Annotated in this window: 18 protein-coding genes; 3 read left to right on the plus strand and 15 right to left on the minus strand. The window is 42.8% G+C overall.

Annotated features, from left to right (window positions below; genetic code table 11):
• Positions 1 to 209: 209 nt before the first annotated feature.
• Together MAMP_RS11815 and MAMP_RS11820 are read left to right on the plus strand one after the other, a co-directional pair.
• Positions 210 to 3,575, plus strand: coding sequence for an MHYT domain-containing protein (locus tag MAMP_RS11815; protein ID WP_007146286.1), 3,366 nt, complete (start codon positions 210 to 212; stop codon positions 3,573 to 3,575).
• On the plus strand, positions 3,572 to 4,564 hold the full coding sequence (locus tag MAMP_RS11820) for a response regulator (protein ID WP_007146287.1): 993 nt from the start codon (positions 3,572 to 3,574) through the stop codon (positions 4,562 to 4,564). Before MAMP_RS11815 ends, MAMP_RS11820 begins: the two co-directional genes overlap by 4 nt.
• On the opposite strand, the gene MAMP_RS11825 is transcribed toward MAMP_RS11820, so the two are convergent.
• The 12 genes from MAMP_RS11825 to MAMP_RS11880 all read right to left on the minus strand — a co-directional run bounded on the left by MAMP_RS11825 (position 4,565) and on the right by MAMP_RS11880 (position 20,341).
• Entirely contained in the window at positions 4,565 to 5,476 is a 912-nt protein-coding gene (locus MAMP_RS11825; protein WP_040576582.1) for a GGDEF domain-containing protein, read from the minus strand. It abuts the gene before it with no gap.
• 131 nt (positions 5,477 to 5,607) lie between these two features.
• Positions 5,608 to 7,335 (minus strand): bifunctional protein-serine/threonine kinase/phosphatase, encoded by a 1,728-nt coding sequence (locus tag MAMP_RS11830; RefSeq protein ID WP_007146289.1) that lies wholly within the window; start codon positions 7,333 to 7,335, stop codon positions 5,608 to 5,610.
• A 13-nt stretch (positions 7,336 to 7,348) separates the two neighbouring features.
• Positions 7,349 to 8,815, minus strand: a complete 1,467-nt coding sequence (locus MAMP_RS11835; RefSeq protein ID WP_007146290.1) for a NarK family nitrate/nitrite MFS transporter — start codon at positions 8,813 to 8,815, stop codon at positions 7,349 to 7,351.
• A gap of 166 nt (positions 8,816 to 8,981) precedes the next feature.
• Positions 8,982 to 10,220 (minus strand): EAL domain-containing protein, encoded by a 1,239-nt coding sequence (locus MAMP_RS11840; RefSeq protein WP_007146291.1) that lies wholly within the window; start codon positions 10,218 to 10,220, stop codon positions 8,982 to 8,984.
• 267 nt (positions 10,221 to 10,487) lie between these two features.
• Positions 10,488 to 11,096 carry an ANTAR domain-containing response regulator gene (locus MAMP_RS11845; RefSeq protein WP_007146293.1) on the minus strand — a complete coding sequence of 203 codons (609 nt, stop codon included), beginning with the start codon at positions 11,094 to 11,096 and terminating at the stop codon, positions 10,488 to 10,490.
• 11 nt (positions 11,097 to 11,107) lie between these two features.
• The gene (locus MAMP_RS11850) at positions 11,108 to 11,971 is read right to left on the minus strand and encodes a nitrate- and nitrite sensing domain-containing protein (RefSeq protein ID WP_007146294.1); all 864 of its coding nucleotides are present in this window, start codon (positions 11,969 to 11,971) and stop codon (positions 11,108 to 11,110) included.
• A gap of 356 nt (positions 11,972 to 12,327) precedes the next feature.
• The gene (locus MAMP_RS11855; protein ID WP_007146297.1) at positions 12,328 to 13,581 is read right to left on the minus strand and encodes an alginate export family protein; all 1,254 of its coding nucleotides are present in this window, start codon (positions 13,579 to 13,581) and stop codon (positions 12,328 to 12,330) included.
• Between the two features lie 119 nt (positions 13,582 to 13,700).
• Positions 13,701 to 16,355, minus strand: coding sequence for a nitrate reductase (locus MAMP_RS11860; protein WP_040576583.1), 2,655 nt, complete (start codon positions 16,353 to 16,355; stop codon positions 13,701 to 13,703).
• Positions 16,356 to 16,376: 21 nt separating this feature from the next.
• Positions 16,377 to 16,682 carry a nitrite reductase small subunit NirD gene (nirD, locus tag MAMP_RS11865; RefSeq protein WP_007146299.1) on the minus strand — a complete coding sequence of 102 codons (306 nt, stop codon included), beginning with the start codon at positions 16,680 to 16,682 and terminating at the stop codon, positions 16,377 to 16,379.
• 8 nt (positions 16,683 to 16,690) lie between these two features.
• Entirely contained in the window at positions 16,691 to 19,123 is a 2,433-nt protein-coding gene (gene nirB, locus MAMP_RS11870; protein WP_007146300.1) for a nitrite reductase large subunit NirB, read from the minus strand.
• 214 nt (positions 19,124 to 19,337) lie between these two features.
• Positions 19,338 to 19,784: a YybH family protein gene (locus tag MAMP_RS11875; RefSeq protein WP_007146301.1), complete on the minus strand. Its 447-nt coding sequence runs from the start codon at positions 19,782 to 19,784 to the stop codon at positions 19,338 to 19,340.
• Positions 19,785 to 19,837: 53 nt separating this feature from the next.
• A complete protein-coding gene (locus tag MAMP_RS11880; RefSeq protein ID WP_007146302.1) occupies positions 19,838 to 20,341 on the minus strand; it encodes a MarR family winged helix-turn-helix transcriptional regulator in 504 nt (167 codons plus the stop codon).
• A 115-nt stretch (positions 20,342 to 20,456) separates the two neighbouring features.
• Here MAMP_RS11880 and MAMP_RS11885 point away from each other — a divergent pair, with 115 nt between their 5' ends.
• Positions 20,457 to 20,783, plus strand: coding sequence for a PepSY domain-containing protein (locus MAMP_RS11885; protein WP_007146303.1), 327 nt, complete (start codon positions 20,457 to 20,459; stop codon positions 20,781 to 20,783).
• Here MAMP_RS11885 and MAMP_RS11890 read toward each other — a convergent pair.
• The 3 genes from MAMP_RS11890 to MAMP_RS11900 are packed head-to-tail and all read right to left on the minus strand — an operon-like array spanning position 20,780 to position 23,090.
• The gene (locus MAMP_RS11890) at positions 20,780 to 22,114 is read right to left on the minus strand and encodes an ATP-binding protein (protein WP_007146304.1); all 1,335 of its coding nucleotides are present in this window, start codon (positions 22,112 to 22,114) and stop codon (positions 20,780 to 20,782) included. The genes MAMP_RS11885 and MAMP_RS11890 overlap by 4 nt on opposite strands.
• The gene (locus MAMP_RS11895) at positions 22,114 to 22,779 is read right to left on the minus strand and encodes a response regulator transcription factor (RefSeq protein ID WP_007146305.1); all 666 of its coding nucleotides are present in this window, start codon (positions 22,777 to 22,779) and stop codon (positions 22,114 to 22,116) included. Before MAMP_RS11895 ends, MAMP_RS11890 begins: the two co-directional genes overlap by 1 nt.
• Positions 22,779 to 23,090, minus strand: a complete 312-nt coding sequence (locus tag MAMP_RS11900) for a PepSY domain-containing protein (RefSeq protein ID WP_083821539.1) — start codon at positions 23,088 to 23,090, stop codon at positions 22,779 to 22,781. Before MAMP_RS11900 ends, MAMP_RS11895 begins: the two co-directional genes overlap by 1 nt.
• Between the last annotated feature and the right edge of the window lies 1 nt (position 23,091).

Raw genomic sequence — 23,091 nt, forward strand, 5'->3', positions numbered from 1 at the left:
TATCTTAGCGAGGCTTTTTTTGCCTAGAATAACTATAAAGCGCTCCCGTCGTATTTTAAGCCCCCCGATATCCCCCACTATTTTTCATATGGTGAACTCGATCTCAAAGTTTTTCTAAATTAACCATTTCAAGTACCGCTAAATAAATGTGTTATCTGGAAGCAGCTAACTTAAATATTTATAAAAAAACTGACTTGAATAGGTTCTTAATGTACAGCCTTGATAATTTCTTTGTTACATCAGCGCCACAGCAATCACTCATTGTTGGTTCATATGACTTATTTCTCGTCATACTTTCAATCATTTTGGCAACAACAGCGTCTTTCGTAGCCTTACATTTTGCTTCAATGACAAAAGTGATACAAAACAATCACCACCGTCATATTGCCATTATCGCTGGTGCCAGCATTTTCGCTGGGGGCGTCTGGAGTATGCACTTTGTTGGTATGTTAGCTTATGAGATGTCTGAACAAGCGACATACAATATTCCTCTCACACTTATCTCAATTCTACCAAGTTTGATTGCCTCATATATCACTCTGAGAATGCTAGTCAATCCTGCAATGACTTTGTGGCAACTGATTATCAGTAGTTTGTCAGTAGGTGCAGGTATCGGAATGATGCATTACGTCGGAATGGAAGCAATGGAAATGGATGCTGATCTACGTTATGTGCCAAGTTGGTTCTTTGCATCAATTATTGTTGCTGTTGTCTTAGCTTTTATCGCGCTATCTGCTCGTCATTATCTTACAAAATTTTGGAAACAGCACTCTGTTCATCTTATCAACATAATAAGTGCCCTGGTTATGGGCCTTGCCATTTCAGGAATGCACTACACAGGCATGGCAGCAGCACGATTTATTATGAGCGATGATACTCTGATGCCGCATCGTATCACCGAAGATCATGTTCAACTGTCTTATGTGATTACCTCTATCACATTATTGCTTATCGCTTTAGCAATCACTATTGCCTCTCAGCTCAGATACCGTCAGTTACTTACAGAAAAAACCATCAGTGAGCTACGCCTGAAAACAACACTTGAAACAGCAGTTGACGGCATCATCACTATAGATGAAAAAGGTACCATCCAAGACTTTAATCCCTCAGCGTCAGTTATCTTTGGCTGGAAAAATACAGAAATTATCGGCAGACCTTTCTTTGTTCTAGTACCTGATGATGCTAAACATGAATACCAGGAGTATTTATTCAATTTTCATAACACGGGGAAAACTCAACTTACTGGCCAAGCGAGAGAAGTCTTTGCTAAACATAAGGATGGTCATACATTTCCAATCCGACTAGGCGTTGGTCGTGTTGAAGTTAAAGATGTTGGCTCTATGTTTGTTGGTTTTGCTACCGATATTTCTCAACGATGGGAAATTGAAGAAAAGCTACGTAAGAGCGAAGAGCAATATAGCTCATTAATTAGAAATATTCCTGGCGCCAGTTTTCGTTGTTTGCTGGATGAATACTGGTCAGTCATTTTTGTTAGCGATGCTATTTTTGATATCAGTGGATGGACAGCTAAAGACTTTTATGAAAAGCGAATTCACCTCTCAGAACTCATTCACCATGATGATGTCGCTTTGACCAATGATGTTGTTCAGTCTGCACTTGAAAGTAAAACCAGCTACTCAGTTGAGTTTCGCTGGAAACACAAAGATGGTCACTATATCTGGGTATTTGAAAAAGGCTCTATCATTTATGAGAACAACAATCCTGTATGGATAGATGGGCTAATACTTGACATTACCCAGCGCGTAGCGATGGAAGATGACCTTCGTCAGGCTAAAGAGAGAGCTGAACTTTCAGCAGAGAGTAAAGCCAGATTCATGGCTAATATGAGTCATGAAATAAGAACGCCAATGAACGCCATCATCGGTTTTTCAGATCTGCTTCTTGATGCCAAAGATATCAATGACAACAATAAAAAGCATCTGCAGACAATCAGCCAGTCAGCGCGCTCATTGCTTCACTTATTAAATGATATTCTAGACAGTGCCAAACTAGAAAAGAATAAACTCGAACTCGAAGAATCCACATTCGATTTAACCAGGCTGATTGATTCGGTCATTTCAACATTATGGCTTCAAGCAAAAAATAAGAACCTATACCTTAACTGCAGCATACCTGACGATATTCATACCACGTATTTGGGAGATGAAAACAGAATTAGGCAAGTGCTATACAACATTATCGGTAATGCCGTTAAGTTTACTGAAAATGGTGGTGTCACTGTCTCGGTATTCCCTATTGCTGAGTCCACTCTTCGTTTTACCGTTGAAGACACTGGTATTGGGATGGATGAAGCCATACTGAATACGATTTTCGAACCCTTCGCTCAGGCCGATGCTTCAATGAGCCGTCGCTTTGGTGGAACCGGACTCGGTACGACAATTTCCAAACAGTTAGTAGATTTAATGGGAGGAGAATTAAATGCCAGCAGCGAGGCGGGTATTGGTAGTACATTTTTCTTTGATCTACCGCTGCAAAAGACTGATGACATCATTGATACGACATTAGAGAATCAATCGCTCTCGATTCCACCCAAAACAGTCTTAATTGCTGATGATATCTCTCAAAATTTGACTTTACTATCACTTTTACTTGAGCGACAAAATCATACTGTTATTACTGCTGTAAATGGTGAAGATGCATTTCATCAATACATCACAAATAAACCTGACATTATTCTGATGGATTTACAAATGCCAGTGATGGATGGATTTACAGCTACCAGAAAAATTCGCGAATATGAGTCAGCTCAGCGACTTCAACCGATACCTGTAGTGGCTTTAACCGCAAGTGTATTATCTGAAGATCGTCTTCAAGCGGCTAATGCCGGCATGAATGGCTTTTCCCATAAACCTATTGATATTCAGCTGCTCACTGCTGAAATGGCACGAGTTCTCGGTATTGAGCCAGACTTCATCTCAATAGCTCCTGAAAAACATCATATCGATGAAAATAAGTTCACACAGATTAGTACTGATAAAGCATTAACCTTATGGGGCAGCTACTCTGTTTATTTAGCTGAATTAGCACGTTTTATAAAAGAATATAGCGATGTCAGCAAACAGTTAGCAGAGTTGAATGAAACATCGAATTACAGTGAACTGAAAAAGCTGGCACATAAGCTCAAAGGTGTGTCAGGAAACCTGGGCCTTATGAAAATCCATCAATCAACTTCTTTGATAGAAAATAAGTCAAATAATGAAAATAAAGTCGAAATAGCGGCGGAGATTGCTAAGCTCGACAAGGCGTTTTCCACGTTATCAAAAGAGGAAAAACGGATAAAAGCCTCACTGGCTGACTCAGACAGTGATAGAACATTAGCATCACCAGTCCACCTTGGTCATGACAGTATATTGGCTCTTGTCGACGAACTTATCGAGCTTAGCGAGCATGGAGAGCTTAACGAAGATAAAGTAGATGAGCTGGTAAATGGGGTTGAAGCTGACTTACATGGACTTGCTCTAGACATTAAAAAGTCTGTGCTCGACTTTGACTTTTTGGTCGCCCAAAAACACTTATCCGCTATCAAGCAACATATAACGAAGATGAATGCATGACTACCATAAAGAAATATCAGCCTCGAATTCTTATTGTCGATGATGAGCCAACGAACTTGAGAGTGCTACGTCAGGTTCTGCAACACGACTATGCCCTATCGTTCGCCCGCTCAGGAAAAGATGCACTGGCATTGATTGCCAAGGAAAAGCCAGATTTGATCTTGCTCGATATCATGATGCCAGAAATAACAGGCTTAGAAGTTTGCCAGCAATTAAAAGCTAGACCAGACACCTCACACATACCGATTATCTTTGTAACAGCTTTACAAGATCCGGACGATGAAGCGCGAGGCTTTGACATTGGTGCTGTAGACTACATTATCAAACCCATCGTGCCCTCCACGGTCTTAGCCAGAGTGAAAACACATATTTCTCTCGTCAAAGCAGATGAGCTTCGTGCCACCCATATCGATCTGATTGAACGTCTGGGTAGAGCTGCAGAATACAAAGATAATGAGACTGGCCTGCATGTTCAGCGAATGAGTCGCTATGCAAAAATTATTGCGCTGGGTTACGGGTTTGATGAAAGCACGGCAAACGAACTCATGATGGCTGCTCCCATGCATGACATTGGAAAAATTGGTATTGCTGACAAAATCTTATTAAAACCAGGTAAGTTAACGTCAGAAGAATTTTCAGAAATGAAAACACATACTTTAATCGGGGCCGAGATCTTAGCAAACTCAAAATCGCGATTGATTCAATTAGCTCATACTGTTGCCCTTACCCATCACGAGAAATGGGATGGTACGGGTTATCCAAATGGATTAAAAGGTGACGAAATTCCCCTCGCAGGTCGAATTGTTGCCATAGCAGATATTTTTGATGCTCTAACCAGCGCCAGACCATATAAGGAAGCCTGGCCAGTTGAGGAGGCCATAGAATTCATTAATGAACAGAGTGGCAAACACATTGATCCGGCTTTGCCCCCCATCTTAATTGAACACCTCCCTGAAATTCTGAGAGTGAAACTAGCATTTTCTGATTAGTTAGGACATAGATTCATAGCTCATAAACTGATCTCTTCCAGCATTTTTAGCGGCATAGAGCATCAGGTCGGCATGTTTTAAAGCAGAATCGAAATTCGTGTGTGATAGCTCCTCAGATGAGACGGCACGGATACCCGCACTGGCCGAAACAGAAAGTGTCTCGTCACGTAACTCAATACGGATATGACGAATCGCGTCTAATAATGTTTTTGTAAACTTGGCAGCGTGTTCTGATTGGGCTCCTGACAAGATCATAAGAAATTCTTCACCGCCCCAGCGCACAAGAATATCCGAAGCACGAATACTTTCGGCCATGACTTCAGCAGTACGTCTTAAAACGATATCTCCGACGTGGTGACCATGTTGGTCATTAATCTTCTTGAAATAGTCCAAATCCAGCATGATGACGCTATAGGGAGTTCCCAAACGCTGCATCAAGGCGACTAAACGACGTGCCCCCTGCTCACCTTCCGCCCGATTTGTCAGCCCGGTCACCCCATCGAGTGAGGTTACATCATCTAGCGGAATATGCATTTCCATTGCTCCGCCATTATCCATTGGCATAGCCATCACTTTAAATTTCTGTGGTCCGCTGTTCGTTTGATGAATGTGTAAATGACTGATCGTTGTTTTCAGGGTCTGAGCATCAAGTTTTGGACAAGTTTCACCATTTTCATTGCAAGGACTGTCATAACCATGGCTCATTTTGTAGCAAGGCTGATCAATATGACTGTACTCATGAACAGCTTCTTGATTCGCACGCACCACCATGTAGTTAATATCAATAACGGTAACAGGGAAAGGTAAAACATCCAGCAGGGGCCACGCAGAATCAATTTGCTCCAGACTGAGTAAATCCGTTGGATTCTTTTCTTTTAACTGCGAGTTAAGTTCCATTTTTGTCTCAATCATGATTTAAAGTCACTATCATCATAAACAACCATACTCTTTGTACGGCTATACTGTAAATATATGAACGATCATGATTTGGATGAGCGAATTATTATATTGATTGGCTCATAGTGAAAAGCAGCTGTGCCAGATTATTTCAGCAAGAAATATAAACACAGGCAGTTGAGCAGAAGTAAAATCAAAGAACATATTTGCCAGAATTTAACCGGATAACGGTACATCAGCGGTAATTTTTCATCACGCAAATACGCCGGATTCGGCTTGATCAAATCAGTCTCAAATTCAGATAATGCCTGGTATCGTCGCTCAGGATAAAGCTGTAATGCTTTCTGAAGAGTTTTATCTACCCAGCTAGGAATATCGTGAATTAATGTGTTGATGGATTGATATTCAATACGATGAAGATCTTGTTTGGCACGCACCTTCGCCAGTTTTTCCGCATAGGGAAGTTGGCCCGTTAACATTTCATAAACAATACAAGCGAGAGAAAACTGATCAGACGCCGCCTGTCCAGCACGACCTAATAAATACTCTGGTGCAGTGTAATGTTTTGTACCCAATAACTCGCTACGCTCCACCGGTGTTGAGATATCAGCGATACCGGCAATCTTAGTCGAACCGAAATCGATAAGTTTAACTACGCCATCTCTGGAAATCATAATATTGCCGGGCTTTAAGTCCTGATGAAGCATATCCAGCCGATGAAAGGCTCTGACCGCAGACACAAGTTGAGGCACAATTTCCCGTACTGTTTTTAAATCCAGACGACCGACATCATTCAGCCACTGTTCAAGCGTTTTGCCATCCACATACTCCATGATGTAATAGAGAAACCGCCGTGGCCGCTTTTGTTCAATGGTTCTTACCACATGAGCGTTGTTGATTCTTCGCCCCACCCACTCTTCCAATAAGAATCTTTCCAGATAGGCGGGATCATCTTCAAAATTTACCGATGGTGTCTTGATCACCACCTTATCACCGCTTTCAGTATCAACGGCTAAATACAGTTGGCTGGTCGAACTTGCATGTAATTCACGACTAATTCGGTAACCATCAATAATCACGCCTTCATACAAGTCCGGCGGAAATGGCAAAGCGGTTAATTGAGCAAAGACTTCATCAGGATCTTGTGTTGGTAATTGCTCAATAGTGATAATCTGACAGCTTATATTGTCCTTACTACCCGCCGATAATGCTTCATCACATATTTGTTGTGCATATTGCTCTGGCTCAGCTCCAGCACCTGCCAACAAAAATTGTTTCAGTACTTTGTCTGGCAAAACATCATGCACGCCATCAGTGGTTAATAAAAAAACATCGTTTTCCTGAACAGCGAAAGACTTGTAATCAATGTCCAAACAGTAATCAACGCCAAAAGCCCGCCCTAAATATTCTTTATTAACATCGATACGTATACGGTGATCGGTGGTGATGGGTTCAAGTTCGCCATCACGAAACAAATAGATTCTCGAATCGCCCACATGGAAAATATGTGCGGTCGTTGATTTCACAACAACCGCACTAAAAGTAGATGCCATACCACGGTCAGCCTGCTTAAACTGATGGCTTTGACCGTGTAACCAAGTGTTGATCGCTGTCAGCACCTTACTGCCAGACTGTTTAACAGACCAGGAATCAGGCGTACTGAAATAATCACTCATAAACCCGGTCACACAGGCCTGGCTGGCTTGTTTACCTTCGTTACTTGAACTCAAGCCATCGGCAATGGCACACGCGATACCTTTTGTTTCTAACAGAGCGAGATTGGCAGGGATATAAAACCCCACTGCATCCTGATTATCTGCTTTGATGCCTCGGCTGGAATACTGCCCAACCGAGACTTTCAATCTCGCGACCATAACGATCCTTAAATTAATGAACGTCTATCATTTGTACTGAGCCATCAGGCAGCACTTCTGCCATTTGTCCTCGCGGCTCATCCATAAACTGTACCGCAATCAGGGTAACAATGGCCGTCCCACAGATAACAAAGAAGAAGGTTTGTGCAGAAACTAAAGATAAGATAGTTAAGAAAGTCACAGCACCGACATTACCATAGGCACCGGCCATACCTGCCACCTGCCCAGTTAAACGACGTTGCACCAGTGGTACAACTGCAAACACCGCGCCCTCACCTGCTTGCACAAAGAATGAGCAAGCCATCGTCGCCAACACGGCCAACACAATGAACCATTCAGGTGTGATCATGCCCATCACAAAATACCCTACTGCCAGTCCACTGATGCAAATCGTCAGTGTTCTCTTTCTACCTAAACGATCGCTGAATAAACCACCAATAGGTCTCGAGACCAGATTCATAAAAGCAAATCCTGATGCCAGTAACCCGGCTTGTACAGCACTGATATCAAACGTTTCACTGAAAAATAACGGCAACATCGATACCACCGCTAATTCAGATCCAAATGTAGCTAAGTAAGCTAAATCCAACACGGCGACTTGTTTAAATTTGTAACGGTGAATTTCAGGGGTTTCTTTTACGAAGACCTCTTTGTTTACTTGATAAATGTGGTAAACCTGATAGAAAAATAAAACAACCAGACCGACATAAATCGCATAGCTGACATTCATTGACAGCAAGCTGACACCACTGGGTGATAACTTCCATGCTAATAAAGCTAGTGCTGCATACATAGGAATATTCATTACGATATAAAGAAAGAAATCTCCCTTACTGGTCACTTCCATTGCACCTGATTTTTTTGGTTTAAAGTAAGTAGAGCCTTGTGGCGTATCAGAAACACTATTGTAGTAAATGAAGGCATACACAAGTGCAATAGCACCAGTCAGACCAATGGCATAACGCCAGCTATCCTCACCCCCAAACATCAAGGCAATCGTAGGTAATGACATCGCTGCTGCTGCTGAACCAAAATTACCCCAGCCACCATAAATACCCTCAGCCAAACCGACTTGCTTTGCTGGAAACCACTCGGAAATCATACGAATGCCGATAACAAAGCCAGCACCAACAAAACCCAACATAAAGCGAGCAAGTGCTAATTGCTCAAAACTATCGGCCACTGCGAAGAAAAAACAGATAATGCTGGAAATACCGAGCAGCAGTGAATACATGATCTTAGGACCATATTTATCCACCAGCATACCGATAACAATTCGTGCAGGAATGGTTAACGCCACATTCAGTATCAGTAACGTTTTTATTTGCTGGCTGTCGAGACCTAAGGTATCGCGAATAGCCATTAATAAAGGGGCGTGATTAAACCACACCACAAAACTGATAAAAAAGGCTATCCAGGTTAAATGAAGGGTACGGATATTATCTTTAAAAGATAATAAATTGAGTTTGTTATTAGACATTAATTCAGCTCTCTTTTAAACATACCAGAATGGTTATGTTCGAATAGCGGGAATCATGCCAATCCATAACAATTTGATTTATATATTATTTTAATATTTAAATAAGCATACTAAATACATATTAAAGCTAAAATGGTGCATCTTGCACGCTACTAGTGCACTAAAGTCAGTCTATGGCCAGATCTTCATCAGGCCAGTCGAGGTCACAACAGAACACAAACATCTTTCCATTCACTTCTACAGCTTGTGACACAGTAATACACATATGAGAGCCGGCAACAGACAGATATGGGCGACTAATTTGTGTTGTATCCGGATTTTGTATTGCCCTGAAGTGATAGTGTCTATGTGACCAATTCGCATTATCTCCGGAAAGTAATGGCGAAAAGCGGATATCCAGTTTTGCCGTGTATTTGTTTGAATACAGGCTTCGACCTATCTGATAGCCCGATTCGTCAAGTAAATAACAACGTACAGCCCGCTCATCGTCAAACAGTTCGCTCCCACATGCTTCGAAAGCACGCCCATGCTTAAACGCACTAACCTCTTTCTCAAAAACCAACTGGAAAGCGCGGAAATGTTGTTGAAGCTTACGATTATATTGACTACGGACATTCTGATGTTGCTGTAAAAGCTGATCCATCGCTTCACCAAAATCTACGTCCTGCTGCAGATCGGATTCAGGCGTAGCAAAATAAAACCCCTGGATCATATCGGCATTACTGGAAATAGCGACTAGCGCTTCTTTTTCGGATTCAACACCTTCAATAACAACTAAACTACCTGCCTCGTGTATGAGTGACACGATACCGGTGAGGATTCTTTCCACCTTCATCGACTGGCCAGCTTTCTTAACCAAGCTACGATCAATCTTCACAATATCAGGCTGTAGATTCCAGATGCGATCAAAATTAGAATGGCCAGCCCCAAAATCATCAATCGCAATCAAACATCCCAAACGGCGAAAATGTTGAATGAGTTCCAAAAGGTACTCACGGTCATCAATTTCACTCTCTAAAATTTCAATCACAATACGTCTGGCAGGCAGTTTGGTTTGCTGCATCAATTCATGCATAAACCCGGCATCAGGACGCTCAGCCACCAGACACTGAGAATTGAGGTTGAGAAATAACCAGGCATTATTATCAGGCTGATGAGAAAAGTTAGAGGCATGCAGAAAACGACAGGTTCGGTCTAACTCCAGATGTTCACGCTGACTGGTTGGCTGGGACATAATCTCAACCGGCGATACCGCTCTGCCATCAATATCATTAGCACGTAATAAACCTTCATACCCAACCGCTTTTCGGTGAGCGATACTGAAAATGGGTTGAAAAACCGATGTCAGGCAGAACGACTTATATGTGGTTTCATAATGATGTTCATTCAGTGACAGTTCAGTCATCCCTACTCGTACCTTTGATATCTGTGGGCAATGTTGTTTTAACATTATTTACCTTAAATCTTAATGCGTCCGTTTATTAATTACCACAATAGTTAAAATTAAACATCTCAAAGACACCTTCAGCTACTACAGGGCAAATAGTACAAGCAGGATTTAAGCCAATAATATTGGGATTGAGCTGGATGATGTTCAGGACACTATCTTCCATAGAAGATAAGAAGCCACTTATATAAAAGTGGCTCCATGCTTTGTTTATATTGTTAATTATTAAATATTTTTTTGCGGTTCAAGTAAATTAGCCGCAGCCAGAATATTTTGAGCAAGTTGGCCGAGTCGCATATTCTGATTCATGGCCGATGTTCGCATCAGGCTGTATGCTTCATTTTCTGTGCACTTCCGTTGTTCCATAATAAGTCCTTTAGCTCTATCAATAATTTTTCTGTCAGCCAAAGACGTTTTTAAATCTTTCAGCTGTTTTTGCATACTCTGTACTTGTTTAAACCGGGCTATGGCAGTACGGAGAATCGCGTGAATCCGGTTCTCATGAAAACCATCAACAATATAGGCACTAACACCGGCCTCAATGGCCTCTTCAATGGCTTCATCTCGGTCATCATGTGTGAAAATCACAATCGGTAATGGAAAGCGTTCGTTAATTATCTTAAATTTACTTAACAGTTGACTATCGCTGGTATTCATAATGGCAATAATCAAGTCGGGCTCAATGGTCCATTTCAGATTAAGTAATTGCTGTAAATTAGTGGCTTCGAAAATGACGTTATAGTCGGTATTTTCAAACACCTTTTGCAGCGTATTCATAAACTCCGTAAATTCACTGATAACAACCGTGTTAATCGTTTTAGTGACTGTTTTCATAGCAGCATTGCTCATATCATTCGTGTATGTTTTTGGGAGGCATATTGAATAACGATACTGAAAATATTCAGCACTTCATCAATAGCCCGTGTGGAAAGATTAAAATATTCATGGCTATCAAGCTTCAACTGACCCCGTTGAAGCACACGTTTATCAACCATATTCAATAAGGCATCAATTTGCTGACGAACCGCTTTAGAGGAAGTTTCCAACGAAGAATTCAAATCGTTGTTATTAATTAATTTGACTTCAGACAGCAACCTCTCTGAGGTGGTTTTTACTGAGATACGTAAAAACTCAAGCAGAATTCTATCAGCGGCCAAACACGCTCCTCTGGCACAAACGCCCGAACCTATAGCTCGTGTATATCCGAGCGTTTCTGCAACACGAAGCGTATCAATACAAATTTCTGAAACGCGTGTGCAGGAATCAAGCATCAAGCGATGTAAGTCATATGCTCTCATCACATCATCTAACAGCATTAGTTGGCCATCTATCATCAAGCTATGTTGTCTGACGATATTTTGTGGAGAAAGATCTTTGGCCAGAGCATGTTGTTTTAGCCGAGGCCAGTGCTCTATAAAAGATTGCCATTGAGGAAAATCTGATAGTGTTTGACTCATCTCACTGTCAATCAGATTGTCGATATCATTCTGTAGCTGAATCATTTGTGGAAATAACTTCTCATTCCCACTTACGACTGCATTGCTTGTGCCACGATGTTTTTGGCAATGGTCAACCACCGACCGTAAATGGCTGGTCAGTAATATGCCTTGTTTTATTCTCAGATTGAGCTGACGACGCTCAGATATCAGATTGTAAATAATCAAAAGCATGCAAGTGGCAACTACACCACCAATGATCAATGGATACATCTTTGTTCTCCAGTGAAATTAGCTCAGAACTGAGTCATTCCCAGGTCGCTAAATAACCAGCCATAATCCCTAGAGGCGAAATCATTACCATAAAAATTAATTTCACTAATTCTTTTACTACCATCATTAAGTCAACGAAATATCCCATGACATGCTCCTTGCAGTAGTGGATGACAATCTCAATTTTGCATAAGCTATGCCAAAAAAATATTTATTTAAATACAGCAACTTAAACTATTAAGATACTTTCCGTCTGCTTCAAAATGGTGTTATGGGGATGGCTATTGAACAATTGTGGTGCAGATTTAACAGATAAAAAAAAGCCGGGCAGTGCCCGGCTAGATGAGGAGTATGATTTAGAAGTTAAGCTGTCCATATAACCAGAACTTATCGGTATCAGCACCGCCGAATTCTTTATCTGCATTGTAGTCAGCATAGGAAATACCCAGCGTGTAATGTTGCATAAAGGTTTTTTGTAGCATCACATCGAATTCATTTCCGGCATCAAGGCTGTCTTTATCCGTTTCAAAGTCGTGATAGACCGCGATCAGCTTGGCGCCAGCCACATTGCCAACTACTGTGAAATAGGTATCTTTCAACCCTTGATTGGGTGTGGTCAGAAACACATCAGCCCAGCCCTGGAAAGCATGGTTGGTGCCCAGCGGTGTTTTAAAACTGTAGGTGCCGTCACCTTCTTGTACTTCATATGATAACTTTGCCAACCAACCTTCATATTTACCACCCAACTCCAGCAAGTAATAATCCTGTGGATCCATTTTGCCATCAGCATATTCATCTTGTGTCGCATACTCGGCGGTATAGACTGCCGATAAATTTTCATTAACCGGCTTCGCACCAGATAATCTCAAACCATAAGTCGCTGTTGAGTTAGCGTTGTTATCAGCAGCATCCTCATAATCGAGTAAATAGCTATACGCTTCTAATTTGCCCACAGACCAGCCGCTGTATTGAACATTAAATAAGTGACTGTCCATATCAATCACGCCATCGTCAATCAGGCCTGCGGTGAGGTCATTACCAAAAATCGTGTTCACTTTATTGATATAGGCATAGCTCAATTTAAGATCTTTAATTGAGCTATTACTCAGACTAACAGCATCAAATGATTGATGATTTTGACGCCAGAGTACATTACCGATAAACCGGTGAAACGGTGCATCACGGTAGGTCAATTCCTGACGGCCCAGTTTGACTTCAGTGCCATAGCCGTTATAACTCAAGTAAGCCTGATTCACTTCCGTGCCATTCGGATCAGCAATAACGGAGTACTTCTTGACTGCTGTTTGTGGGTACTCTTCATAATCGCCCCCCAAATCCGACACATCTTCCAGTTCCAAAAAGGCACCAAAACCATGAAAGTCACCGGTTTTATAGCCTAAGGTGGTCCGCAAAGTTACGGCATCGGCATCTTTTAGGGCATTATCCTGCTCTACTGACTCATAGCGCAGTCTGGCAGAAAAACTCACCTTTCCACCAGTCAACGCATCATAAAAGCTGTCATCAGCCATTACCGTACCAGGTAACAGGGCAACACTTCCAAGCCCTGTGCTAAGTAATGACATAAGGGTTAGCTTTTTTAATCTTGGCATTCTTTTTTCCTCTGCAAATAAGCCGCTCTTCGTGAATAATGGGCTTTAACATCAAATACTCAAATCAAACTGCTTCGTTGCAGATAGACCTCTATTAGTAGTAACGACGCTGCTCACCATTAATGAGCAAGTAATTTTTTCAGCTCGGGCACACAGGAACCACAATTGGTCCCAGCTTTTAATTTCTGACCAATCTCATCAACAGAATTGACATGTCCGGATTGAATCGCCTCATTCAGCGTGTTTTGCCCCACCCCGAAGCAAGAGCAGACAATTTGACCAGCATCTTTTTGCCCCTGACTGGGCTGACCGACCAATAAGCTGTATCGTTCAGCATCCGAAAGACTGTTTAAACTAAATAATTGTGATAACCACGAACGTGCTGGCAAATCATGACTAGGGGCAATAAATACAACACCCTCTAATCGATTACGTTTTATTTGACCAGCGCGATAACGACCCGCTTTAGCATCAGTAAAATCCAGCCATTCCCCCTCTTCACCTAAGTGTTGTTGGGCCCATTTGGCTGGGTCATCTAATGATTGCTGCCCGGCAATTTCATAGCGCCAGAATTGAGCGCCACGGACCTTCACCCAGTAGTTGGCATCTTTCACCGTAATGGGATGACGCGACAGAATAAAACCATGCCAGACAGGTTGGTATGCCCGAATCGTCACTGGCGTATGTTTAGACTCTGGCTGACCAGAAACGGGATCATATACAGAGGCCACCAAGGCATCGACACGCGCCATTGAGGCATATTGGCTGCTCCAGTGAATCGGCACAAAAATACTGCCTGGTCGTTGTTCATCTGTTACCACCACCCGAACAATCATCTCACCCCACTGACTGCTGACTTCAGCCAAGGCACCATCTACCAGCTCAAAAGTCGCTGCATCCAATGGATGAATCTGAACCATTGGTTCAGGAATATGGGCATTCAATCTGACGGCTCTGCCTGTTCGTGTCATGGTGTGCCACTGATCACGAATACGGCCAGTATTTAATACCAGTGGATATGCCTCTGTTGTTGGGTTAAAGGGTAATTTGGGTTCAACACTGATCATTCTGGCTTTACCAGACGGCGTAAAAAATCGCTTGTCGGTAAACAGACGTGCAGTGCCCATCTCGGTATTCGCCATGACAGGCCATTGCACTGGCACCAGATTGTCATAGTCTTCATCACTGATATCGGCCAGACCACCAATATTAAAGTCGCGCTCACCGTCATTTTCAAACGCGGACAGTTGGGCATGCTCTCTAAAGACATCGGCTGGTTTCTCAAAGGGAAATGCGGCCTCAAATCCCATTTTTCTGGCAACCTGAGTAATAATCCACCAGTCAGGTCTGGCTTCTCCAGGCAAAGGTAAAAATGCCCGTTGATGACTGATACGACGCTCAGAGTTGGTCACCATACCGTCTTTTTCACCCCAGGCTGCAGCCGGCAGTAAAATATCAGCAAGTTCGGTGGTATCAGTAAATTTTTCACATTCAGACACCACCACCAGTTCACATTTTTCCAGGGCAGCTTTCACCTTATCAGCGTCAGGCAAGCTGACCACGGGGTTGGTCGCCATGATCCAGATGGCTTTGATTTTGCCACTAGCGACCTCATTAAACATATCAATGGCTTTGGCCCCATTTTCTGTGGCTAAATTATCGGCCTTCCAGAAGCGTGATACCCGGTCATGATGCTCAGGATTAGTGATTTCCATGTGTGCAGCAAGCTGGTTACTTAAACCGCCCACTTCCCGACCGCCCATGGCATTAGGCTGGCCGGTAAACGAAAAAGGCCCCATGCCTGGTTTACCAATCCGGCCGGTAGCGAGATGGCAGTTAATAATGCTGTTACATTTATCTGTTCCGGAAGTAGATTGGTTAATACCCTGAGAATAAACCGTAACGACTTTTTCCGTTGAAGCAAATAGCTGATAGAACTTCACTATGTCCTGCTCTTGCAACTCGGTCACAGCCGCTACTTGAGGAATCGACCCCGCAGAGGTTTTGGCTGCAGTCATTGCAGCAGCAAAGCCTTCCGTGTGTGCTTCCAGAAATTCAAGATCCAGATAATCTTCTTTTTTCAGATAATGTAATAGGCCGTTAAATAAAGTAGCATCCGTGCCGGGTTTCACCGACAAATGTAAATCGGCGATATCACAGGTCGAGGTTTTGCGTGGATCAATCACCACAATTTTCATCTCAGGCCGATCTTCTTTAGCCTGTCTCAGCCGCTGAAAAATGACTGGATGGCACCAGGCCAGATTCGAGCCTGCCAGGATCACCAGATCGGCAAGTTCAATATCTTCATAACTACACGGCACCGTATCACTACCAAATGCCCGTTTATACGCCGCCACAGCGGATGACATACACAAACGCGAGTTGGTATCGATATTGGCACCGCCAATAAAGCCTTTCATTAATTTATTGGCGGTGTAGTAATCTTCCGTCAATACTTGGCCTGACACATAAAACGCCACCGACTCAGGACCATGTTTAGCAATGATGTCACTAAATCCACGAGCCACTGACATGATTGCCTCATCCCACGACACCCGTTTTCCATGCACTTTGGGATGGAGCAAACGATTCCCCAAATCCACGGTTTCTCCCAGCGCCGAACCTTTTGAGCACAGGCGTCCCAGATTGGCAGGATGCGTTTCATCACCTTCAATTTGTACAGTGCCATTCTGAAGTGGGGTTGCTAACACGCCGCAGCCAACACCGCAGTATGGACAAGTCGTTTTTGTAGTCGTCGTATGTTGTTCAGCCAAAATTAGAGACTCTTTATCAGGTTACAGAGAAATAAAAACGGTACCGTTGTCTATTTTTGTCTCAAATGTACGGGTACAGCCTTCATCGGGTCCAGTGGCTTCGCCACTGTTCATATCAATAACCCAGTTATGCAAAGGGCAAGCCACACGATTATCGTAAACAAGTCCTTGAGATAACGGTCCTTTTTTATGAGGACATTGATCAAATAAGGCAAAGACCTGATCACTTGAGGTGCGAAACACCGCAACATCACCTTCTGCTGTCACGAGTACACGTGATCCTTTTTTTGGAATATCGACCAGAGGGCCAACTTCAGTCCAACTCATATCTACCTCTACACCACTTGTTTAATAGGAATATAGTTTTCTTTATATTTGGCCGCTTGTTCAGCCCAAGGATCTACCTGTGCATTTTTTTGTGAATCATGGAAACGCTCAGCCAACCGTTTACGATTCATTTCATCGTCGACCACAGCTGAGGTCACATGTTTTAAACCGACGCGTTCAATCCATGGTGCAGTACGTTCCAGATAATGAGCTTCTTCGCGATACAGCTGCATAAAGGCGGCACAATATTCCAGCGCCTCTTCCTCAGTCGCGACTTTGGTAAGAAAGTCAGTTGCCCTGACTTTGATACCGCCATTACCACCGACATGAAGTTCGTAGCCTGAATCCACACACACAATGCCAAAATCTTTGATGGTCGCTTCGGCACAGTTTCTTGGACAACCAGAAACAGCAATCTTGAATTTATGGGGTGTCCAGCTTCCCCAGGTCATTTTTTCCGCTTTGATACCTAAGCCAGTAGAGTCTTGAGTGCCGAACCGACACCATTCAGAACCGACGCAGGTTTTGACTGTTCTTAACGATTTGCCATAAGCATGACCCGAAACAAAGCCTGCCTCGCTCAGATCTGCCCACATTTTAGGCAAGTCTTCTTTTTTGATTCCGAGTAAATCTATCCGCTGACCACCAGTTATTTTAACGGTGGGCACATTGTATTTTTCGGAGATATCCGCAATGGCGCGCAACTCTCTAGGATTGGTGACCCCGCCCCAAATTCTGGGTACAACTGAATAAGTGCCGTCTTTCTGAATATTGGCATGGACACGTTCGTTAATAAAACGTGACTGAGGATCATCCTGATACTCATTTGGCCAACTGCTTAACATGTAATAGTTCAGAGCCGGACGACAGGAGTGGCAGCCATCTGCTGTTTTCCACTCAAGTGCTGACATCAAATCAGGAATCGTTTTCAGGGATTTATCAATAATGGCAGCCTTAACTTCAGCATGCGATAAATCGGTACAGGCACAAAGCGGTTTTTTACTCGGCGTATCATTAAAATCGCTGCCTAGCGTTGAAGCCAGTAACTGTTCAACTAAGCCTGTACATGAGCCACAGGATGCTGATGCCTTGGTATGTGCTTTGACTTCATCCAGAGTAAACAGGCCATGCTTCGAAATAGCCTGAACAATATCGCCCTTACAAACACCATTACAGCCACAAATCTCGGCATCATCGGCTAAACCGTCAACAGAATTCGATGGACCATGTCCTGAATCCCCCAGGTGATGCTGTCCAAACAACATGTTTTCACGAATATCTGAGATATCGGTACCATCGCGCATCAATTGGAAGTACCAGGCACCGTCAACGGTGTCCCCATAGAGAACGGCGCCAACCAATTGGTTTTCTTTAATCACCAGCTTTTTATAGACTTTTCTTGCGGCATCCTTAAATACCAGATCTTCAGTATCGTCATCACCGAGAAAGTCACCGGCAGAAAACAAATCGATGCCTGTTACCTTTAATTTGGTTGATGTGACTGAACTGATATAACGGGCAATCCCCATTTGAGCCAGATGGTTTGAACACACTTTTGCTTGCTCAAATAATGGGGCGACCAGGCCAAAGGTTTGGCTCCGGTGCTGCACACACTCACCGACTGCATAAATACGTGGGTCAAAGGTTTGCATGGTGTCATCCACCACAATGCCACGATCACAATGGATACCGGCTGAACTGGCTAATTCGATATTGGGGCGGATACCCACAGCCATCACTACCAAATCCGCTTCTATTTCTGAGCCATCTTTAAAGCGAAGTTTTTCAACTCGGTCGCGACCGATAATGGCTTCCGTTTGATGTTCCATCAAAAACTTCAGCCCTTTCCCCCGCAGTTCGTCCAGCATCAGATCGGACGCGGGTTTGTCTAACTGTTGATTCATCAACACATCACTGATGTGAACAACACTGACATCCATCCCCTGAATCATCAGACCATTTGCGGCTTCCAGTCCTAACAATCCACCACCAATCACCACGGCTTTTTTATGTGTCTTTGCCGTTTCCAGCATGGTGTCAACATCAGCGATATCACGAAAACTAATGACACCGGGGAGATCTGCACCAGCTATTGGCAACATGAATGGACGCGAGCCAGTGGCCAGTAAAAGACGGTCATATTTTTCGGTGGTGCCATCATCCGCTATTACCACACGGTTTAGACGATCTATGGTGGTCACCTTTTTACCTGATAACAAGGTGATGTTGTTATCTTGATACCACTGCAAATCATTAATCATGATCTCATCAATGGTTTTCTCACCAGCCAATACAGGTGAGAGCATAATCCGGTTATAGTTACCGTAGGGTTCTTCACCAAAGACAGTAATGTCATATTTCTCTGGTGCGAGTTTAAGTAACTCTTCCAGCGTACGCACTCCTGCCATGCCATTACCGATTAAAACTAACTTCTCTCTCATGGATCTCTCCGTCAATCATTGTCTGCTTACTTTGGCAAACACTGTGCCAAAAAAGTAAACTATTGATTTAAAAGAAAGAGTTCATTAAAAGTTTTTTAATAAGTAGTTTAGATGCTTATTTATGCACCATAATGATTAACCTTGCACCATTTAAATACGGCGCAAAAAAAAGCCCTTCACTGTGAAGGGCTTTTTTGTCGGTGAATATGCTTTTTTAAGGTTGCATATTCCAGATATGCGACTGAATTAACCATGAACCATCTTCAGTTTTTACCAGAACCAAAGATAAAACACCGCCGAAACTTATCTTCTCACCATCGGTGTTTTTTCCGTCTGCGTGCCAGTAACCAATTTGGGTTATCTGATCGTCAGTTGAATAAATAGCATCTGTTTCAATTTGATGATTGGTCACACCGTTATCAACAAAACTTTGAAATAACTGTGCGATAGCATCTTTACCTTTTAAGATAGCGCCATTACCCGGTGATAAGGTCGCATCATTTTTATATAACTGTTTCAAACTATCGACATCGCCAGCATTAAACGCTTTGTTCCATTGGGCATTAGCAAAATCTATCTGATTTTTTACCGATAGCTCTTCAGCCATCACAGAAAATTGCACAGAAAACATACTGAACATAAAAACTAAAAACTTTTTCATTACTCACTCCTGGTTAAATTTAGTGTTATCTATTGTTTGGCTTAATTTAACGTTCAATCAAAAATCGTTAAATTTCGCTTTAACTTTGCCAGCACATCCATTAATACCTGACCTTGCTCTTTATCAATCACGGACATCAATTGTCCCAAACGCTGATAATAATCAGGCATGACTTCGTCTAATTTTTGCTGACCCTTCTTGGTAAGTTTAATTTGTGTTTGCCGTTTATCTTTTTCATCGACAATACGTTTTATCAATCCTTCTCGTGCCAAGCCATCTAACAGGCCTGTCATCGTAGCTCGGCTGACCCCAGCTTGTTCTGCTAACTTGGAGTGTGAAGACATGAAGGTATCTTCACGCATCAGTAAAATTAACACCCACCAGCGACCCTGGAGTAAATCATAGCGGCTCAAAAACTTATCTAAGCCGACAGAAAGCTCTGACGCCACCCCTAAAAGATGTAGAAACTGCATCACTGCATTGATATCTACTTCTGGGTAGCGCGAAGCAAATTTTTCTAATATTGCCTTATCTGGCAAGTCTTTAAGTTGAAGCATACCCCATTATAGTTAGCTTCCTAATTTTTAGTAAACCTTTATCTTAAATAAATTCAGCTTCGTTTAAGCTACGCCACCTAGTATGTGACCCGTACCTCAACAAAAGGAGCACAAAATGAAAAACGTAAAAACAATTGGCTTAATTGGTGCGGCAACAATGATGATGCAGATGGGTGTTGCACATGCGGATTTAGATGCTGATGATATGCGTGAAATCAGAAAAATCTCTGAAGGTTTTGGCTTAATTTCATTAGAACAAGCACAAGCTAAAGCGCTTGAAGCCAAACCTGGTATTGTAGAAGATGCCGATTTGGAAGACCGTGCCTTTGATAAAGGCTGGGATTATGAGTTTGAAATTGTTGATGCTGATGGTGGCGAATGGGAAGTACTAATCGACGCCAAAACCGGTGAAGTTCGTAAAACAACTAAAGACTGGTTCTAATCAGCTACTGAGGCCTGCAGGTGGATATCCACCTGCAGGCCTCCCCATTTCTGGGATTGAGCAAACTGCATAGTACCGTCATAGCTTTCAACAATATCAAATACAATTGCCAAACCTAAACCACTTCCCGGCGTTGATTCATCAGCCCGAAAACCCCGTTGAGTCAAAGCTGACAAGTCATCATCATGACATCCAGGTCCATCATCCATCACCCGAATAGCAATACCCTTTTCATTCTTGATCTCTAGTTCTACCCGGCTTTGGCACCATTTGCATGCGTTATCCATGATATTTCCCAGCAGTTCCAGCAAGTCTTCTCGATCACCATGAAAACGCAGTTGTTTATCAACCTGACAGGTAATAATCAGTTGTTTATCCTGATAGATACGTTTTAATGTATCAGCCAGACTTACCACTAATTCATGAATATCAACACCTCTTCCAGGCAATGTTAAACCCGACACACGAGCACGTTTTAATTCACGATCAATAATTTGCTTGATTTCCTGAGTCTGCTGATAGATTGCTGCTTTAGTCACAGCATCGTTTTTCAATTCCTCACTGTCGGCGATCTGGTTTAACAGGGTCAATTGGGTTTTAAGACGATGCGCTAAATTACCAAGCGATTGCCTGGAGCGGCGTGTTTTTGTGACCATACTGGCCATTAAACGATTGAGTTCAACCAGTAAGGGCCGGATTTCATCAGGCGCCTGTTCATCAATTTTTTCAATATCGCCTTGCCCCAATAGTTTTAATTCATTCTTAGCTTTATTCAGTGGTCTCAATGCACGTCTGACAATCCAAAACTGTAGCCCCAACAAAGCTAAAACGCCTAACAGTGATAAGGTAGTAAATGTCCACTGAAAATGGGTTTTATCCTCCAACATCCAGGCAATATCTTCTGCTACGGTAATCGTGACCTGCTGTCCCTGCTTCAGATAGCCCGCTGACACAGCCATCAACGGTTGCTGTCCTGGTCCTTCCAGATAAAGCGTGGCTTTTTCACCGAAATTTAAGGCCGGTGTAGATAAATCAAAGTCCCATAAAGAGCGTGAGAAGAGTTGTTGTTGTGGTGTTTGAATAGAAAAGTACAGACCTGAGAAGGCCCGCTGATAGCTGCTGCTCAAACGACGATCATCCAGTAGGATTTCTCCCTCAGCATTAATATGGATATGAGCAACTAAGGTTTGTGTTTCTTCTTGCAGGCGGGTGATAACTTGCTTTTCGATTAAACGATCAATGGTGAAGGTTAGCCACAGCCATTGTCCAATCAACAAGACAGCTAAAAAAATTGCTAAGCCAATGGATAAACGGCTACGAACCGATCGCATTAGTCTTGCTGACCAAAAATATAACCTTGGCCGCGCCTTGTTACTATCCAATCAGCCCCAATTTTCTGACGTAAGCGATTCACATAGACTTCCATCACATTGCTGTCTTTGTCACTATCCAGTTGATAGACATGCTCAGTAAGTGTGGTTTTAGAAAGTAACTGCTGGGGGTGCAACATAAAGTATCTTAACAGCTTAAATTCTGTGCCTGTCAGGCTATGCTTCTCACCCGTCTTCAATATCACGGTCTGCTCTGCTTCATCCAGAGCTAAACCTTCATAACTCAACTCTCCAGGATGCTGCCCAGAGCAACGGCGTAAAACAGCATTAATCCGAACGATGAGCTCTTCAGTTTGAAAAGGTTTAGCAAGATAATCATCTGCACCAGCTTTAAAGCCCAGTACTTTATCTTCCCAGGCATCACGTGCAGTCAGAATAATTACGGGCACGGCATTTTCATTGCGTCGCCAATTTTCTAAGACTTCTAGTCCCGGTTTCCCCGGTAACCCTAGATCCAATACAATCAGATCATAAGGCTCGATTTCGCCCATTGCTTCGCCATCAATACCATCAGCAGATAAATCTGTGGCAAATCCGGCTTTATTCAATGCTTGCTGAAGGTTAGGTCCTAATAAGGGATCATCTTCAACCAATAACAGCCGCATTAATTATCCTCATTTTCCAGCTCAACAAACTCACCTGTTTGAGCATCTAACTCAAGCTCCCAGACCTGACCTTGTTCATCCAGAATCTCGAGTTCGTATATATAACGGCCATCGTCTTTTTCCAAATCTGTTTCAATGACCTGACCGGGTTTTATTACTTTTGCCTTCGTCAGAATTTCCTGAAGAGGCATAATCTTGCCCTCTTTCAGCAATTGTCTGGCCACACTGGCACTTTCATCAGCTTGTGCTGGCGATACCGCAAGCACAGCGCTCACTGAAATAGATAAGCATGTGAATAGAGTGCGTTTCATC

The organism is Methylophaga thalassica MP, assembly GCF_000214595.1.
In the GTDB taxonomy this organism is placed as follows: Bacteria; Pseudomonadota; Gammaproteobacteria; order Nitrosococcales; family Methylophagaceae; genus Methylophaga; species Methylophaga thalassica.

Coding starts and splice junctions, on each gene's coding strand:
- MAMP_RS11815 (WP_007146286.1), top strand. CDS start 210: ATGTACAGCCTTGATAATTTCTTTGTTACATCAGCGCCACAGCAATCA.
- MAMP_RS11820 (WP_007146287.1), top strand. CDS start 3,572: ATGACTACCATAAAGAAATATCAGCCTCGAATTCTTATTGTCGATGAT.
- MAMP_RS11825 (WP_040576582.1), bottom strand. CDS start 5,476: ATGATTGAGACAAAAATGGAACTTAACTCGCAGTTAAAAGAAAAGAAT.
- MAMP_RS11830 (WP_007146289.1), bottom strand. CDS start 7,335: ATGGTCGCGAGATTGAAAGTCTCGGTTGGGCAGTATTCCAGCCGAGGC.
- MAMP_RS11835 (WP_007146290.1), bottom strand. CDS start 8,815: ATGTCTAATAACAAACTCAATTTATTATCTTTTAAAGATAATATCCGT.
- MAMP_RS11840 (WP_007146291.1), bottom strand. CDS start 10,220: ATGACTGAACTGTCACTGAATGAACATCATTATGAAACCACATATAAG.
- MAMP_RS11845 (WP_007146293.1), bottom strand. CDS start 11,096: ATGAAAACAGTCACTAAAACGATTAACACGGTTGTTATCAGTGAATTT.
- MAMP_RS11850 (WP_007146294.1), bottom strand. CDS start 11,971: ATGTATCCATTGATCATTGGTGGTGTAGTTGCCACTTGCATGCTTTTG.
- MAMP_RS11855 (WP_007146297.1), bottom strand. CDS start 13,581: ATGCCAAGATTAAAAAAGCTAACCCTTATGTCATTACTTAGCACAGGG.
- nirD (WP_007146299.1), bottom strand. CDS start 16,682: ATGAGTTGGACTGAAGTTGGCCCTCTGGTCGATATTCCAAAAAAAGGA.
- nirB (WP_007146300.1), bottom strand. CDS start 19,123: ATGAGAGAGAAGTTAGTTTTAATCGGTAATGGCATGGCAGGAGTGCGT.
- MAMP_RS11875 (WP_007146301.1), bottom strand. CDS start 19,784: ATGAAAAAGTTTTTAGTTTTTATGTTCAGTATGTTTTCTGTGCAATTT.
- MAMP_RS11880 (WP_007146302.1), bottom strand. CDS start 20,341: ATGCTTCAACTTAAAGACTTGCCAGATAAGGCAATATTAGAAAAATTT.
- MAMP_RS11885 (WP_007146303.1), top strand. CDS start 20,457: ATGAAAAACGTAAAAACAATTGGCTTAATTGGTGCGGCAACAATGATG.
- MAMP_RS11890 (WP_007146304.1), bottom strand. CDS start 22,114: ATGCGATCGGTTCGTAGCCGTTTATCCATTGGCTTAGCAATTTTTTTA.
- MAMP_RS11895 (WP_007146305.1), bottom strand. CDS start 22,779: ATGCGGCTGTTATTGGTTGAAGATGATCCCTTATTAGGACCTAACCTT.
- MAMP_RS11900 (WP_083821539.1), bottom strand. CDS start 23,090: ATGAAACGCACTCTATTCACATGCTTATCTATTTCAGTGAGCGCTGTG.